Below are 15,579 nucleotides of genomic sequence, written 5' to 3' on the forward strand. Positions count from 1 at the left end.
TGTTCAGACGCGGACGACGAGGGCGGTGGCGATCGCCGCGAGCCCTTCGCCCCGGCCGGTCAGCCCGAGGCCGTCGGTGGTGGTCGCGGACACGCTCACCGGCGCGCCCACCGCCGCCGTCAGGACCTCCTGCGCCTCCACCCGCCGGCCGGCCAGGCGCGGCCGGTTGCCCACGATCTGCACGGCGACGTTGCCGATCGTCCAGCCCGCCTCGGCCAACAGCCTCGCCGTCTCACCCAGCAGGGCCACTCCGGCCGCGCCGGCCCATTCCGGCCGGCCGGTACCGAAGACCGAGCCAAGATCTCCAAGCCCGGACGCGGTCAGCAGTGCGTCACAGGACGCGTGCGCGGCGACGTCACCATCTGAATGACCGTCGAGCCCGGTCTCGCCGGGCCAGAGAATGCCGGCCACCCAGCAGGGGCGGCCCTCCGCGAACGGGTGGACGTCGACACCGAGCCCGACCCGGGGCAGTCCGGACAGATCCCTCACCTCACTCACACGTCACCACTCACACGTCACTCAAGGAGCACATCGCTCAAGGGGGCTCAGGGAGAAGGAGCCGGCCGTCAGACGGACCAGAGGGTCCGCGGCCTGAACACCGTTCCAGCGGCGCTCGCGTTCCGCCGGCAGCGGCAGCGCAACGACCACCGCGTCGCCAGGGACCCGGCGCGGGCAGATAGTCACCGCGCCAGGACCTGTCTGGCTGGTGTTCGCTCGCGCGGACAGCGCCCGGACGGCCGCACGACCGAACACACGACCGAACATCGGCCTAACGGTGCGCGAGCAGTGCCTCGGCGAGAATCAGGTCGGCGGGCCTGGTCACCTTGAACGCCTCCTGGGAGCCAGGAACGGTCGTCACGGCCACGCCGAGCGCCTCGACCAGCCCCGCGTCATCAGTGATCGCCATATCGGGAGGCAGCGTCGCGCTGAGCCGGTAGGCGTCGTCCAGCACGTCCCGGCGGAATCCCTGTGGGGTCTGTACCGCGCGCAGGACGTCGCGCGGCACCGTCCGCACGACCCGGCCGGTCTCGTCGATCTGCTTGATGGTGTCGTTGACCGCGAGCACCGGGATGACCGCGGGCGCTCCGGCCAGGACCGCTGACGCGACCGCGTCGACAAGCGCCGGTGGCGTCAGCGGACGGGCCGCGTCGTGCACGAGGACGACCCCCACCGTCTCGTCGAGTACCGCGATGGCGGCCCGCACGGAGTCGATCCGTTCGGCGCCACCAGCGATCACCCGCACGCCGGGCCCGAGCAGTGCCTCGAACACGTCCAGCTCCGCGGCCGGAGCTGCGACGACCACCTGGTCGACCAGGGCCGCGGAGGTCAGTGACTCGACCGCGTGCTGGACGAGGGAACGGCCGGCCAACGAACGAAGCGCCTTGGGTACGGCTCCACCAAGACGTTCGCCGCGGCCGGCTGCCGGCACGACCGCGGCTACACGATCAGACATATGCATAAAAAGCGTCAAATGGATTCGGACGCGTTGGCTATCCGGAGTATCCGCCGCCGCGACTAACCCGCCAGCACCTCGTCGAGCATCGCCTCGGCTTTGTCCTCGTTGGTGCCCTCGGCCAACGCCAGCTCGCTGACCAGAATCTGACGCGCCTTGCTCAGCATGCGCTTCTCACCAGCGGACAGCCCCCTTTCGCGATCACGACGCCAGAGATCACGAACGACCTCGGCGACCTTGTTCACGTCACCCGAGGCGAGCTTCTCGAGATTCGCCTTGTAACGCCGCGACCAGTTGGTCGGCTCCTCGGTGTGCGGGGCCCGCAGGACCTCGAACACCCGCTCAAGGCCGTCCTGGCCGACCACATCACGGACACCGACCATCCCGACGTTGTCTGCGGGGACGCGCACAGTGAGGTCACCCTGAGCGACCTTGAGCACGAGATAGAGCTTTTCCTCGCCCTTGATGACGCGTGTTTCAATCGCGTCTATGAGAGCAGCACCGTGATGTGGGTAAACAACGGTCTCGCCGACTTGGAACGCCATGTGTCAAGTGCCCCTTCCGCCTTCACCAGGGTAACACGCGTGCATCGACGCAGGTCAGACGCGTGCTTGTGGAACAGGTTGGCGACGGCCCGACCGGACGTCCCGGTGACGCGTCCAGAGCGCCCCGGCAACGCTCCGGACCAGGCGAAACAGGCAATGGCCACCAGCATGGGCAGCTCGCCCGGATGTTGTTGCTGTGCTTCCCGCTACCCCGTAACGCCCTGATCGACACTGTGACCAACATCGTGATCGCGGGAGAACGGCCGCGCCACCGCGGATGACGCCGCCTCGCGAGGAGGCTCCCCTGGACGACGCCCGGCCCACCGGCGTCCGCCCTGTTGACACGGCACCAGCTTCCTATACCACCCGGCACATGGGCCGTCCATCAGCCACGATGGAGGGGTGCACGTCACACCGCCGCCGCCACCCGCCTCCGGGGACGACGGAAACGGTCCCCGCCACGAGGACGACCAGCATGCTCATCTTCCGTATCAGCGCTGGGATGAGCTTCCCCCGGTCGACGTCCGGATCCCCGACGATCTGAGCGAACTCGACGCCGAGGTGGCCACCTACCAGGCCGAGCTGCGGTCGCGACGGCGGCGGGAGCGCGTCGACCGGCTGGTCCCGGGCCTGCGGCGCCTGCGCGCCCGGCGCGGCCGGCGTCACCGGCCCGACCTGCTCGAGCGGCTCGACCGACGTGCCCAGCGGGAGGCGCCGGCCGGGCGGTCCCGCCACACCTCCGGAGCCGTCGTCGCGCTGATCGTCATCGTCCTCGCAGCGCTGGGCGCGATGGTGCCGCTCGTCCTCGCGCATCCGCGGCCGCTCGCGCCGCGGGGCGCGGTCCCGCTCGCGTCCACGAGCGTGCTGCCGGGCGCGGTCGGTGGGCTGCTGCCCGACGTCCCGCTCAGTACCGCCCGCACCTCCCGTCCCGCCACCGACCTGCGACCGGCGCTGATCGTGCTGCTGCCGGTGGCGTGCGAGTGCCCGCGGGCCATCCACGAGATCGTGAGCCAGACCCGGGAGGGCCGGCCGATACCGACCTACCTCGTGGCGCCGTGGACCGACGACCCCTCGCTGGAGCGGCTCGTCCGCCAGCCGGACGCGGCCGCGGGGCTCGCCGTCGGCTACAACGACCCGGGCGCCTCCCTGTCCCGGCTGTACCGGGCCGATCCCCGGCAGCCGACCCTGCTGCTCGTCGCCATGGATGGCCGCCTGGTGCACCCGCCACGCACCTTCACCGTCGGTGACCGCCTGGAGGGATGGCTGGGGGCGTTGCCGGGCCGATAGGCCTCCCTCACCACTCTGGCCCGTCTGGCCCTGGCCCGTCTGGCCCGTCCGGCCCGCGGCTCATCCCGGCCCGGCCCGGTCGCGCCCGCCGCGCGGCGGCGTCCCGCGGCTGGTTCACCGCGCCACCGGAGGACCTGCACTAACATGTGGTCCGCGGTCGAACTCTGCACGTATGCGAGTTCTGTGCGAATGTGCGTCCTGGGGTTGGGACCGTGCCCGCCCCGTCCGCCGGTCCGGCGACGGGGTCAACCGAGACCGACGTGACGACCGTCGGCTCCGCACCGAGGAGCAGCCGACTCGTGAGCCACCGCCCGCGCGTGCGTACCGCGACCGCCTTGCTGGTGGCCGCCACATCGCTGACCGGCACGGCCGCGCTCTCCGCCTGCGCGGCCGGCAGCGACGCGCTGACGTCACAGGCGCGCACGACCACGAACACGGTCTCCGGCGCCGTCGGCACCATCTCGCTGCGCAACGTCTACGTGGCCGGGCCGGCGGCCAGGGGCGCGGACGCCCAGGTGGTTTCGGCCTTCTTCAACGGGGGGACCCAGGAGGACCAGATCATCCAGGTCAGTTCCGACGCGGCCAACGGTGGCGTAGCACCCGCGTCGGCGGTCCTGAAGCCCGGCGGCGGCGTCATCTACATCGCCAACGGCAGCGCTCCGACCCTGACGGGGCTTAACCGCGAACTGCTCGTCGGGCAGGCGGTCCCGGTCACGTTCACGTTCGCCAAGGCCGGCAGCGTCACCCTGAACGTCCCGGTGGAGCCGGCCGCTCCCGGGGCGTCCGCGCAGCCGACGGCCGCGGTGACGACCCCGCCCGCGCAGGGCGGCACGACGCCCGCGCCGCGCGCCGTGGCCTCCGCCGACCGGGCGCACTGACCGGGCGGCCTGGACGGCCTCGTTACCGTGGAGCCGCGCCGGGCCGGCGTCAAGGCCGGACAGCGTCCGCCGGCTCCGCTCCGCGACCAGGCAAAAGCGATCATTATGATCCGTTGGGACAGATCAACATAATCGTTGTCGTCCAGCTGACAATGTCGATTATCCACCGCCCCGTAGTAGTTGTCGGAGCATGCCTATACGGTGCGGGCCATGTCCTCTCGGCCTCCCGTTCCCCGACCGAGCACCCCAGGCCCTGCCGGCTCCCGTATCGCCTCGGGCGGCTTCCGGTGCAGCGGATGCGGTGCGGAGGCCGTCAAGTGGACCGGTCGCTGTCCGCGCTGCCAGGCGTGGGGGACGGTCGAGGCACAGGTTCCCCCCGCCCGCACGGCCCACCGGGTCAGCGGCCGCGGCCTGGCGGCGCGGCCCGCCGCGGTGGTCACGGCGCCCGCGCGCCCGATGCCGGATGTCGACATCACCACGGCCCGCAGCCGTCCGACCGGCGTCACCGAGCTCGACCGGGTGCTCGGCGGCGGGTTCGTGCCCGGGGCGGTCGTCCTGCTGGCCGGGGAGCCGGGTGTGGGCAAGTCCACGCTGCTGCTTGAGGTCGCCGCCCGTAGCGCCACCTCCGGCGCGCGGGCGCTGGTGGTCACCGGTGAGGAGTCGGCCGCGCAGGTGCGGCTGCGGGCGGGCCGCACCGGGGCGGTGCACCCGGAGCTGTGGATAGCCGCCGAGACCGACCTGGAAGCCCTTCTCACCCACGTCGACGAAGTTCGCCCTGAACTGCTGGTCGTCGACTCGGTACAGACCATCACCACCGCCGCGGCGGAAGGCGCCGCCGGCGGGGTCACCCAGGTCCGTGAGGTGACCGCGGCGCTGATCCGGGCGGCGAAGGCGCTGGACATGGCCACCGTCATCGTCGGCCACGTGACCAAGGACGGCACCGTTGCCGGGCCTCGCCTGCTCGAGCACCTCGTGGACGTCGTCCTGCACTTCGAGGGCGAGCGCCACTCGTCCCTGCGCCTGGTCCGGGCGAGCAAGAACCGTTTCGGCCCGTCCGACGAGGTCGGCTGTTTCGAGATGGGCGACGGCGGCATCCGCGGGGTCGCCGACCCCAGCGGGCTGTTCCTGTCCCGCTGGCACGACGGCGGGCCGATGGACGGTGTGGCGGGTACCTGCGTGACGGTCACGGTCGAGGGCCGCCGGCCGCTGGTGGCCGAGGTGCAGGCGCTGGTGGCGAGCTCGGCCGCGGCCGTGCCGCGCCGGGCGGTCTCCGGGCTGGACTCGGCGCGGGTCGCGATGATCCTCGCCGTCGTGGAACGCCGTGGCCGCGTCCAGCTGGGGAAGTCGGACGTCTACGCGGCGACCGTCGGCGGTGTCCGGCTCGCCGAGCCGGCCGCCGACCTGGCGATCGCGCTGGCCACGATCAGCAGTGTCGAGGACCGCCCCATCCCCGGGGACCTGATAGCGGTCGGCGAGGTCGGCCTGGCCGGTGAGGTCCGCTCGGTGGGCGCGGTCCGCCGGCGCCTGACCGCGGCCTTCAGGCTCGGCTTCCGGCGGGCGCTGGTACCCCCGGACGCCGGCCCGGCACCCGAGTACATGACGACGATCGAGGTTTCCGACCTGGGCCAGGCGATACGGCACATGTACGGCGCGAGCGAATGAAAAGCACATTCGGTGAAAACACCGCTACAACAACGCAGGAGCGGCATGGCAAAGCAGCCGGCCCGATACCATGACCAGGGCGGGACACCCCGACACAGAGGGAGCCAGATGGCAGGATCACCCGGGGATGACACCTTCCGGGCGACACTGGCCACTGTCGCCCCCGGTACCCCTTTCCGGGACGGGCTCGAGCGCATCCTGCGCGGCCACACCGGTGCCCTGATCGTACTTGGTCACGACAAGGCGGTCGAAGGCATCTGCACGGGCGGTTTCGAGCTGGACGTCGAGTTCTCCGCCACCCGGCTGCGGGAACTGGCGAAGATGGACGGCGCGATCGTCCTGTCGTCCGATCTCCAGCGGATCGTGCGCGCGGCCGTCCACCTGGTGCCCGACCCGACGATCTTCACTGAGGAGTACGGCACCCGGCACCGCACCGCCGAACGGGTCGCCAAGCAGAGCGGGTACCCGGTGATCTCGGTCAGCCAGTCGATGCGCATCATCGCGCTGTACGTGGCGGGCCGGCGTTACGTCCTCGACGAGTCGGCCGCGATCCTGTCCCGGGCCAACCAGGCGCTGGCCACGCTTGAGCGTTACAAGATGCGGCTGGACGAGGTCGCCGGCACACTCTCCGCGCTCGAGATCGAAGATTTGGTCACCGTTCGTGACGCGATATCGGTCAGCCAGCGCCTGGAGATGGTCCGCCGCATCGCCGACGAGATCGAGGGCTACGTCGTCGAACTGGGAACCGACGGCCGGCTGCTCTCCCTCCAGCTCGAGGAGCTGATGGCGGGGGTCGAGACCGAGCGAGAACTCACCGTCCGTGACTATCTGCCCTCCGGTGGCAAGGTCGGTACCGCCGCCGAGGTGCTGGCGCAGCTGTCCGCGATGTCGTCGACGGAGCTGCTGGACCTGACCGTGCTCGCCCGCGCGCTGGGCTTCCCCGGCGGCGCGGACGTGCTCGACAGCCAGGTCAGCCCCCGTGGCTACCGCATGCTGGCCAAGGTGCCCCGGCTGCCGCGGCTGGTGGTGGACAGGCTCGTCGACCACTTCAGCACCCTGCAGAAGCTGCTGGCCGCCGGCGTGGACGACCTGCAGGCGGTCGAGGGCGTCGGCGAGGCGCGCGCGCGGGCCGTCCGCGAAGGGCTCTCCCGTCTCGCCGAATCCAGCATCCTCGAACGCTACGTGTAACCAGAACGCTACGTATAACCGGAACGCTACGTGCGACCGCCGCACCGCGGGTGGAGCCGCCGCAGGCCCTGATCCGCCCGGCCGACAGCCGTGCCAGGATGGCGGAGATGGCATCCACCGCGCCCGATCAGGCCAGCCCGGCCCCGGTGGCGGCCTCGGCCGCCGTGGCTTGCGATCCCGCGGCCGCTCCAACCGCCGGGGCCGGCCCGCGGGCCGTGCCGACGTTCGCCGATGCCGTCCTCGGCTGGTACGCGGCCCATGCCCGTGACCTCCCCTGGCGGCACCCGGACGCGGGCCCCTGGGCGGTTCTCGTCAGCGAGATCATGCTGCAGCAGACGCCGGTGAACCGGGTGCTGCCAGCATGGTGGGCCTGGCTGGACCGCTGGCCGGCCCCCTCCGCGCTCGCCGCGGAGCCGGCCGGCGAGGCCGTCCGCATGTGGGGACGCCTGGGCTACCCGCGCCGGGCGCTGCGGCTGCACCAGGCCGCGGTGGCCATCACCGAGAAGTATCACGGCTCGGTTCCCGACGACCTGGAGGATCTGCTGCGGCTGCCGGGGGTGGGGACGTACACCGCCAGGGCGGTCGCCGCGTTCGCCTTCCGCCAGCGCCATGCGGTGATCGATGTCAACGTCCGGCGGCTCGTCGGCCGGGCCGTCGAAGGCCGCGACGACCAGCGGAGCGCGGTGTCACGCCGGGATCTGGAGCTGGTCGAGTCCCTGCTGCCCCCGGACGCCGAAACCGCGGCCCGGGCCAGTGCCGCGTTCATGGAGCTCGGCGCGCTGATCTGCGTCGCACGCACCCCGCGCTGCGCCGCCTGCCCGCTGCGGCCGGAGTGCGCCTGGCAGCGAGCGGGCAGCCCGGCCGCCACCGGTCCGGCCCGGCGTGCGCAGAGCTACGCCGGGACCGACCGGCAGGTGCGCGGAAAGCTGCTCGCGGTGCTGCGCGAGTCACCCACCCCGGTGCCCCAGGACGCCCTCGACGCGGTGTGGGACGAGCCGGTGCAGCGCGGCCGCGCGCTACGCGGCCTGCTCGACGACGGCCTCGCCGTCACGGTCGCGCCCGGCGTGTACGCCCTGCCCGGCGAACACTCCTGGCCCGGCGCGTAGGACCTCCACCCGACCTGCTTGCGGACGGACGCCGGTCATGGCCCGGGGCCCCGGGCCCGGCGATCCCGCCGGTATTTGCTATAAAGCAAGGGAAGGTTTCGCAAGCAGCCGGCGGCAAACTGGCCGACCAGAAGTAAATGGTACCGATGAGCGTAATTCGTAAGTGGCTTGAATTGCTCGGAAAAAGGACCACACAGTTGGCCGCGAACACATCGGGCCGGATTGCTAACTTCGCATCGAGGAGGCCCGAACATGGACACCTACGGCGACCCTGTTCCCGAACCCCGAGGCATGCCCGCCCCGACGCCGGCCTCGCTCGCCGAGGTGGTGACGGTACGGCGCGGCCCACTGGTCGACCACGAGCTCGTTCTCACCACCGGAGCGACCGCGTCCGACGTGACGTCCGCGATGATTCTGGTGCCACCGCAGGCAGCGCTGGTGAGCTTCCACGGCGACGTCGACCTGTCACTGGTCTTCCGGGAGACTCCCCGGGGCCGTGGCGACGGCCCCGACGACCTGGCCAGGCCGTCCATGTAGGGCGTGCGGGCCGTGAAGGAAGGCCACATCGCCTCCGGGCGGGTGGGCCGCACGGGACAGCCAGGCAATATCGTGGGCGGGTGGCCATACTCTCTCCCCGCGGCGAGGACTTCCCTCGCTGGTATCAGGACGTGCTCGCCAAAGCCGAACTGGCCGACAACGGCCCCGTCCGGGGAACCATGGTCATCCGACCGTACGGCTACGCGATCTGGGAGCGGATGCAGGCCGACGTGGACGCCCGGATCAAGGCGACCGGGGCGGTCAACGCCTACTTCCCGCTGTTCATCCCGGAAAGCTACCTGCGCCGGGAGGCCCAGCACGTCGAGGGCTTCAGCCCGGAGCTCGCGGTCGTCACCCACGGCGGCGGCAAGGAGCTGGAAGAGCCGGTGGTGGTCCGCCCGACCAGCGAGACCGTGATCGGCGAGTACATGGCGAAGTGGACGCAGAGCTACCGCGACCTGCCGCTGCTGCTCAACCAGTGGGCGAACGTGGTGCGTTGGGAACTGCGCCCCCGGCTGTTCCTGCGCACCAGCGAGTTCCTCTGGCAGGAGGGGCACACCGCGCACGTCGACCAGGTGGACGCTGCCGCCTACGCCCGCCGCATCCACCTCGAGGTCTACCGGGAGTTCATGACCTCGGTGCTCGCGCTGCCCGTCCTCGTCGGCCGCAAGACGGCGAAGGAGCGCTTCGCCGGCGCCATCAACACCCTCACCCTCGAGGCGATGATGGGCGACGGCAAGGCGTTGCAGATGGCGACCAGCCACGAGCTCGGGCAGAATTTCGCCCGCGCCTTCGACATCGGCTTCCTGGGCGCCGACGGCCAGCGGCACCTGGCATGGACGACGTCGTGGGGCTCGTCGACCCGCATGATCGGCGGTCTGATCATGGCGCATGGTGACGACAACGGGCTGCGGATACCCCCGCGGCTGGCGCCCGTCCAGGTAGTAGCGCTGCCTGTGAGGGACGACGCGGCGGTCCTCGAGCGGGCCTCCCGGATCATCGAGGGGCTGCGGGCCGCCGGTCTGCGCGTCCAGCTCGATGCCCGGCCCGGCCTGTCGTTCGGCCGGCGGGTCACCGACGCCGAGCTCAAGGGCATCCCGGTGCGCGTCGAACTCGGCCCGCGCGACCTTGCCGCCGGCAGCGTCACGCTGGCCCGCCGCGACACCTCGGAAAAGATCAACATACCGCTCGACGACGTGCTGGCCCGGGTGCCCGCGCTGCTGGACGACGTCCAGCGGAACATGTACGACACGGCCCTGGCCGCCCGTGACGCCCGCACCCGCGACGTGGCGGACCTCGCCGAGGCGGCCGAGGCGGCGTCGGTGGGCTTCGCCCGCCTGCCGTGGGCCGCCGTCGGTGACGGCGGTGAGGCCAGGCTCGCCGAGGAGTCGTTGACCGTCCGCTGCATCCAGCGGCCGGACGGCACGCTCCCGGACAGCGCGGACGAGCCCGGCCTGGTCTGCATCGTCGCCCGCGCCTACTGATCGGGCCCCGCGCCGGTTAGCCCTGCCGTCCCCGGGTATTTCCAAGATCGGGCCTGTGACGCCCGACCGCCGGCACGGCCACGCTGACACGTGGCTCCCGCCCGAGCGGACTCCGCTCCGAGCGGGAACTGCCGTGCTGTCGCACGCACGGCCGTGAGCATCGAGGAGAACGGGAGCAGGCTCATGGGCGAGAATCCGGACAAGATCAGAACGGACATCGAAATGACCCGGTCCCGGCTCGCCGAAGAACTCGGCCTGCTGTCGGAACGGGTAAGTCCGGGCCGGGTGGCGGGACGAACCGCGCAGGATGCCCGTGTCGCCGTGACCCACGCGCGGGAACGGGTGGTCAGCGGCACGGCCGACGCCCGTACCCGGCTCGCCGGATACGCGGGCGAACTCGGGCCCAAGGTGTCGACAACGGCCCACCGGGCATCGGTGACGGCGCACAGGGCTTCGGCCGGCGCGTACCGGGCCGGGCAGACCGCGGACGAACTGGTGCACCGGGCCGGCCAGAACCCGCGGGTCGCCGCGGGCACCAGAAAAATCCGGGAATCCACGGGCCAGGTGGTACGGACAACGCGCGACCGGGCCGCGGGCAATCCCGGTGCCGCCCGGGCCGTGGCGGCCGGTGCGGCCGGTATGGCGGTGACCGGCGCGGTCGTCCTCACCGTCATGCGGTGGCGTCGCCATCGGAACTGGTACGGATAAAAGCTCACCTCGGGGCACCGCGCGGCCGGGCACGAACCCGACCAGGCACGAACCCGACCAGGCACGAACCCGACCAGGCACGAACGCGACCAGGCACGAACGCGACCAGGCACGAAACGGCCGGGCAGGTGGCCGCATACCCGCTTCGGTCAGAAGATCGAAGGCGTGTCGACGGCCGCCTGCCCGGCCGGGTTCTCCCGCGTCCTCCGCGTCCCCGGGCCCGCCGTGTTTCCGTGTTTCCGGAATTCCCGGGTATCACCGGTATCACGGTCCTGTGGTCCCGGCGCCAACGGCCTCAGGCGGTTGTGGTGCGGATGTCGTGCGTGCTCCGCGCTTCCCGGGTGTCCCGGGTGTCGGGGGTGTCTCCGGGCCTGTCCTCGGACGGGGCCGTGGCCGATGTGGCGCCGTCCCATACCACGGTGCGGTCCCGTCCCAGCGCCTTGGCTTTGTACAGGGCCCGGTCCGCCATGCCGACCAGCTCCGCCTGGTCCGAGACATGCGCGGGAAAGGCGCAGGCGCCCACCGACACGGTGGCGGAAAGCGAGGTGTCGGCATTCACCGTGATAGGGCTGGCGGCCACCCTGGTCCGCATCCGTTCGGCGACCGTGCTGAGCTCGTCCAGATGGACGTTGGGGGCCAGCAGCGCGAACTCCTCACCCCCGTAGCGGGCGAGCACGTCACCCGGGCGGGTGGTCCCGCGCAGCCGGACGCTGATCTCGGCGAGCACCCGGTCGCCCGCCGGGTGGCCGTAATGGTCATTGATCGCCTTGAAATGGTCGACGTCTATGATGAAGAGAGCCAACAGGCCGCCGGTACGGCGTACCCGGGCGAGCTCTATCGGTAGCTCCGCCTCAAGAAAACGGCGGGTGTACAGGCCGGTCAGCCCGTCGGTGATTGCCAGCCGACGCTGGTCGGAGAGCAGGACCGTCATCCGGGCGATCGTCAACAGGAACATCAGGGTCCATGCCACGGCGGTCACCGGAATGTCGTAGGTGATCCCGCGGGCGTACTGCGTGAGCATTGTGGCAGGTGCGGCCAGGGCGGCGCCGAACAGAACGGCAAGGCGACATCGGCCCAGGCCGACGTCGCCGGCCGGAGCCGGATCGGCGATACGGGCCATTGCCGGATGCAGCGCCGCCGCGCCCAGCGCGAGCGCCCCGGCGAGCCAGAGCACGTCCAGGATGTTTCCCGGCTGGTAGCTGCCGTTCAGCCGTTGCAGGCCGTACAGCGTGTCCGCCGTCATGACCGCCACAAGGTTTCCCATGAGAAGGAAGAAGGCCGATGACTGGCGGCCGGATCCGAGAAGCAGCCTGAGCCCGATCGCGAACAGGACGAGATCCAGCGCCGGGTGCCCGAGCAACAGGACGGCATCACCCAGCCGGCCGGGGCCGCCGCGGACATAGGGCCCGACAAGATAGACCCACTCCAGCATGATCACAGCGATCGCGAGCGTTCCGGCGTCCAGCAGGCCAGGCAGGTCACGCCCGGGGGCGCGGTACCGGACGAACAGCACCAGGCCCGTCACGGCGAAGGGGTAACGAAGCAGGAAGAAGGCATCGGAGACGGTCCGGAAAGCCGTGGCGCCGAGCACGTCGTAGAACAGGCAGTGGGCCATGACGGCGGTCACGTACGCGACCTGGCCGGCCCCCAGCAGCAGCCAGGGCAGCCGCGGCGCGGGGCCGGACCGGGCGACACCGACGAAGAACGCCGCCACCGACGACACGCCGATCAGGCAGTAGAGCGCCATCCGCCCCGTATCGCGGACGGGTGTCAGCCGGGATCCGATCACGAGGGCGGCGCCGGCCGTCAGGTAGAGCAGCCACGGCCGGCCGACGGCCTGGCCGGAATCCGCCCGTCCCCGCCCCATCAGGTCGCCCCCCGGCGGCAGGGTGGCCGACCGCGGAACCCGCCCGTCCGGACGGCTCGGCGAAATATCAGGGTTCGTGTCATCCTGGAAACCGCCTTCATGACGACGCCTTCGTGACGAGCCTTCATCACGAGACTTTCGTGACGAGCCTTCATGACGAGTGCCCGGACCCGTTCGGCGGCGCGGAAAATCTCATACCGACTATACGGCACAAAAATTGTACTCCGATGGGCAAAGCCCTCCAAATTACTTGGTGACGACGCCCGGCAACCGGCCCGGCCGGCTTTCCCGGACAGCTCCCGTGACGGTCGGCGTCAGCCGGCGGAGGTCTTCCGGCAGCCCGGGACGCCGACTCCGCCGAAGCGGCTTCCAGGCCTTCCGGGCCGCGGGCCCACGGCCAACAGAATCATGATCGCGGAACCTTGGGCCCGCCGGGAAGCCGGAGCAGCGGGCCTGCCGGACCGGCTTCCGGACCACCCGAGCGAAAGCGGTACAATCACGCTCCTCATGATCCACTGGGAAGCCGCGACCGCCACTACGCGTGACGCAAAGCGGCTTCGCCGCCGTACTCCACCCTGTTCCTCCGCCGCGTCGCCATCTCGGCGCGGACGGCTGGTCCGCGCCGGCGAACGACCGGCCGGCCGGCCCGCCGGAGGACAACAGCGGGTACCCCAAAGCATCACGTGACCGACATCCCTTACGTCGCCTTGTTCGTCCATCTTCGGGTTCAGTCAAACAGTATGGAGGAATGCTTTTCTCTACCGACGTATGGGTCCGTCCTGTCCGCAGCGTGGCCACCAGGGGCAGCCGGGAGATCCGTGCGCTACGCACCGCCGTCGGCCCCCCGTGGCGGGGTGGCCGGCACCGGCGACCAGCCTGGCCACGCGGCCTGCGAGGCTGGCAGGACATCGCCATGGAGCTCGGGACCGGACAGCGGGCGTTGCTTGTCCACGCAGCCACGGACGCCGGCGGCGGCCCGGGTGCGGCATATGCCACAGACCGGTTTTGTCACAGCCGGGCAGGTGACCGGAAACACCGCCGCCGGACGACGTCACAGCACGGGGACGGGCAGTGGGAAGCGGCGCCGCGGGCAGTCCCGCGGGCTTCCGAATACGAAACGGGACGTATTTGCCCGGACGGCCCCGAAGACCCCGGGCAGACCCGGGCACGGCCGCACCGTACGCTGCCTCGCACCCCGGGGAGCTGGCCGTTGTGGACCTCCCCGAACGGCTTCCGGAGCGGCCGCGCCCGGCCGGGGGCAAACGCTCCGGAAAAACATGGCTGTGCCGTCCACGACCTGTCGGCGGCACGACGGGCACGGCTCTACCGGGCCAGCTGATTCCTGATACCGGGAACCGGTACGGCAACCTGCCAGCCTTTTATCTGTACACGAATTTCACGCACCGGTCCGAGAACGACGAGAGGATGTGATCAATCGTACGTTTGAACGTGGTGACCGGTTTTGTTCCCGCTCGGGAAAGTTGATGCGCTCACAGCCATAATGCCCGTCAGCTCGGTAGCGTGATCCCCAGGGTGGGGAAGTCGCAGGAGAGGAGCGGGCGTGCTGGCGCCGCTGACCGACGCTGATCCCCGAAAAATCGGGAGATACTGGCTCCAGGGACGACTGGGTGCCGGCGGGATGGGCGCTGTTTACCTCGGTTTCGACGAGGACGGCCACCCCATGGCAGTGAAGGTCGTCCGGCCGGAGCTGACTGGTGACGCGGACTTCCGGGAGCGGTTCCGCCGGGAGGTCGCGGCCGCGCGTCGCGTCCGTGGCAGGTTCGTCGCGGAGGTCCGGGACGCCGACGTCGACGCGGAACGCCCGTGGATGGCCACCGAGTACGTCGACGGTGTGAGCCTCTCGGCAGCCATCGGCGAGCGGGGGCGGCTGAGCGGATCCATGCTCGTCGACCTCGCCGCGAGCCTCGCCGACGCCCTTGCCGCCATCCACGCCGCCGGGCTGGTGCACCGCGACCTCAAACCGTCCAACATCCTGCTCGCCTGGGACGGCCCGAAGGTCATCGACTTCGGTATCGCCCACGCCGTCGACACGACCGAGCACACCCAGACCGGCCACATCATCGGGACGGTCGCCTGGATGGCCCCGGAGCAGCTCCGTGGCGAACGGGCCGGCCCCGCGGCCGACATCTTCTCCTGGGCGATGTGCGTGGCGTTCGCGGCGACCGGCCGCCACCTGTTCGCGGCGGACACACCCACCGCGTCCGCCCTGCGTATGCTGCGGGAGAAACCGGACCTCAGCGGCATACCGGATGGCCTCACCGCGCTGCTGCGGCGCGCTCTCGACCGGGATCCGGCCAGACGGCCCACCGCTGTCGAGCTCGTCACCGGCATCGTCCGCAACTACCCGGGCAGCGCCGACCTGGCGGACCAGGTCACCCGGCGGGTCCTGGTCGCCCCCCAGCCACCGCCGCCACCGATGGCCGGAGCTGGGGCCGGAGCCGGGACGGCCGACCGGGTGCGGCCCCCGCGCGTGGCGAAGCGCCCGGGCGCGCCCGCCGGCGGACGTCCTGGCACCGCAGCCGCCGGCGCCCTGCGCCGCTGGCAGCTCGCGCTGATCACCGTGGCCGCCGGCATCGCGCTCGGTGTGACCACCGGCCTGGTCATGGCCGTCGCCATGCGGGTCACCCCTGACGGCGGCACGAACCCGCCCGGCGCGATGGCGACACCGTCCGGTGCGCCTGCCCCGGGCGGCGGTGCGACGCCCCCGGCCGCCAGCAGGCCGTGGGTGTCCGCCCCGCCCGCCGCGGCCGGGCTCGCGCTCACCAGGCCGCCGGACAGCGTGGCATGGACGTCGGCGGAGCAGCCGGCGGGTACCCCACCACCCTCCCCGCAGCCAGAGCAGC

The 15,579-nt window shown here is 71.4% G+C and carries 13 protein-coding genes; 9 read left to right on the forward strand and 4 right to left on the reverse strand.

All coding sequences use genetic code 11. The features are described from left to right. Positions 1-3: 3 nt before the first annotated feature. From ispF to AC5LUJ_RS10735, 3 genes are all read right to left on the reverse strand, one after another. The gene (gene ispF / locus AC5LUJ_RS10725; protein ID WP_250285426.1) at positions 4-498 is read right to left on the reverse strand and encodes a 2-C-methyl-D-erythritol 2,4-cyclodiphosphate synthase; all 495 of its coding nucleotides are present in this window, start codon (positions 496-498) and stop codon (positions 4-6) included. Positions 499-769: 271 nt separating this feature from the next. Then, positions 770-1,453, reverse strand: a complete 684-nt coding sequence (gene ispD, locus AC5LUJ_RS10730) for a 2-C-methyl-D-erythritol 4-phosphate cytidylyltransferase (protein ID WP_250292820.1) — start codon at positions 1,451-1,453, stop codon at positions 770-772. 62 nt (positions 1,454-1,515) lie between these two features. Then, positions 1,516-1,998: a CarD family transcriptional regulator gene (locus AC5LUJ_RS10735; RefSeq protein WP_006545253.1), complete on the reverse strand. Its 483-nt coding sequence runs from the start codon at positions 1,996-1,998 to the stop codon at positions 1,516-1,518. A 402-nt stretch (positions 1,999-2,400) separates the two neighbouring features. On the opposite strand from AC5LUJ_RS10735, the gene AC5LUJ_RS10740 reads away from it, so the two are divergent. The 8 genes from AC5LUJ_RS10740 to AC5LUJ_RS10775 all read left to right on the forward strand — a co-directional run bounded on the left by AC5LUJ_RS10740 (position 2,401) and on the right by AC5LUJ_RS10775 (position 10,848). Then, positions 2,401-3,285 carry a hypothetical protein gene (locus AC5LUJ_RS10740; RefSeq protein ID WP_250285423.1) on the forward strand — a complete coding sequence of 295 codons (885 nt, stop codon included), beginning with the start codon at positions 2,401-2,403 and terminating at the stop codon, positions 3,283-3,285. A 299-nt stretch (positions 3,286-3,584) separates the two neighbouring features. After that, on the forward strand, positions 3,585-4,163 hold the full coding sequence (locus AC5LUJ_RS10745) for a copper chaperone PCu(A)C domain-containing protein (protein ID WP_250285422.1): 579 nt from the start codon (positions 3,585-3,587) through the stop codon (positions 4,161-4,163). A gap of 210 nt (positions 4,164-4,373) precedes the next feature. Beyond that, entirely contained in the window at positions 4,374-5,825 is a 1,452-nt protein-coding gene (gene radA, locus AC5LUJ_RS10750) for a DNA repair protein RadA (protein ID WP_250284417.1), read from the forward strand. Positions 5,826-5,933: 108 nt separating this feature from the next. Then, positions 5,934-7,013 (forward strand): DNA integrity scanning diadenylate cyclase DisA, encoded by a 1,080-nt coding sequence (disA, locus tag AC5LUJ_RS10755; protein WP_250284418.1) that lies wholly within the window; start codon positions 5,934-5,936, stop codon positions 7,011-7,013. A gap of 98 nt (positions 7,014-7,111) precedes the next feature. Beyond that, positions 7,112-8,119, forward strand: a complete 1,008-nt coding sequence (locus tag AC5LUJ_RS10760) for an HhH-GPD family protein (RefSeq protein ID WP_445548575.1) — start codon at positions 7,112-7,114, stop codon at positions 8,117-8,119. Between the two features lie 252 nt (positions 8,120-8,371). After that, positions 8,372-8,656, forward strand: coding sequence for a hypothetical protein (locus AC5LUJ_RS10765; RefSeq protein WP_250284420.1), 285 nt, complete (start codon positions 8,372-8,374; stop codon positions 8,654-8,656). 80 nt (positions 8,657-8,736) lie between these two features. Next, positions 8,737-10,140 (forward strand): proline--tRNA ligase, encoded by a 1,404-nt coding sequence (gene proS, locus AC5LUJ_RS10770; protein ID WP_250284421.1) that lies wholly within the window; start codon positions 8,737-8,739, stop codon positions 10,138-10,140. A 153-nt stretch (positions 10,141-10,293) separates the two neighbouring features. Next, complete coding sequence (locus AC5LUJ_RS10775; protein WP_250292825.1) at positions 10,294-10,848, forward strand: DUF3618 domain-containing protein; 555 nt, start codon at positions 10,294-10,296, stop codon at positions 10,846-10,848. 295 nt (positions 10,849-11,143) lie between these two features. Here the strand turns inward: AC5LUJ_RS10775 and AC5LUJ_RS10780 are convergent, their stop codons facing one another. Beyond that, positions 11,144-12,715 (reverse strand): GGDEF domain-containing protein, encoded by a 1,572-nt coding sequence (locus tag AC5LUJ_RS10780; protein ID WP_250284423.1) that lies wholly within the window; start codon positions 12,713-12,715, stop codon positions 11,144-11,146. Between the two features lie 1,561 nt (positions 12,716-14,276). On the opposite strand from AC5LUJ_RS10780, the gene AC5LUJ_RS10785 reads away from it, so the two are divergent. Next, on the forward strand, positions 14,277-15,579 hold a 1,303-nt coding region (locus AC5LUJ_RS10785; RefSeq protein ID WP_493464864.1), incomplete at its 3' end, for a serine/threonine-protein kinase.

This window comes from Protofrankia sp. CiP1_Cm_nod3 (assembly GCF_982290655.1).

Bases quoted from the DNA above. Each gene is read 5' to 3' on its own strand.
- ispD (WP_250292820.1), bottom strand. From the start codon at position 1,453: ATGTCTGATCGTGTAGCCGCGGTCGTGCCGGCAGCCGGCCGCGGCGAA.
- AC5LUJ_RS10735 (WP_006545253.1), bottom strand. From the start codon at position 1,998: ATGGCGTTCCAAGTCGGCGAGACCGTTGTTTACCCACATCACGGTGCT.
- radA (WP_250284417.1), top strand. From the start codon at position 4,374: ATGTCCTCTCGGCCTCCCGTTCCCCGACCGAGCACCCCAGGCCCTGCC.
- disA (WP_250284418.1), top strand. From the start codon at position 5,934: ATGGCAGGATCACCCGGGGATGACACCTTCCGGGCGACACTGGCCACT.
- AC5LUJ_RS10760 (WP_445548575.1), top strand. From the start codon at position 7,112: ATGGCGGAGATGGCATCCACCGCGCCCGATCAGGCCAGCCCGGCCCCG.
- AC5LUJ_RS10765 (WP_250284420.1), top strand. From the start codon at position 8,372: ATGGACACCTACGGCGACCCTGTTCCCGAACCCCGAGGCATGCCCGCC.
- AC5LUJ_RS10780 (WP_250284423.1), bottom strand. From the start codon at position 12,715: ATGGGGCGGGGACGGGCGGATTCCGGCCAGGCCGTCGGCCGGCCGTGG.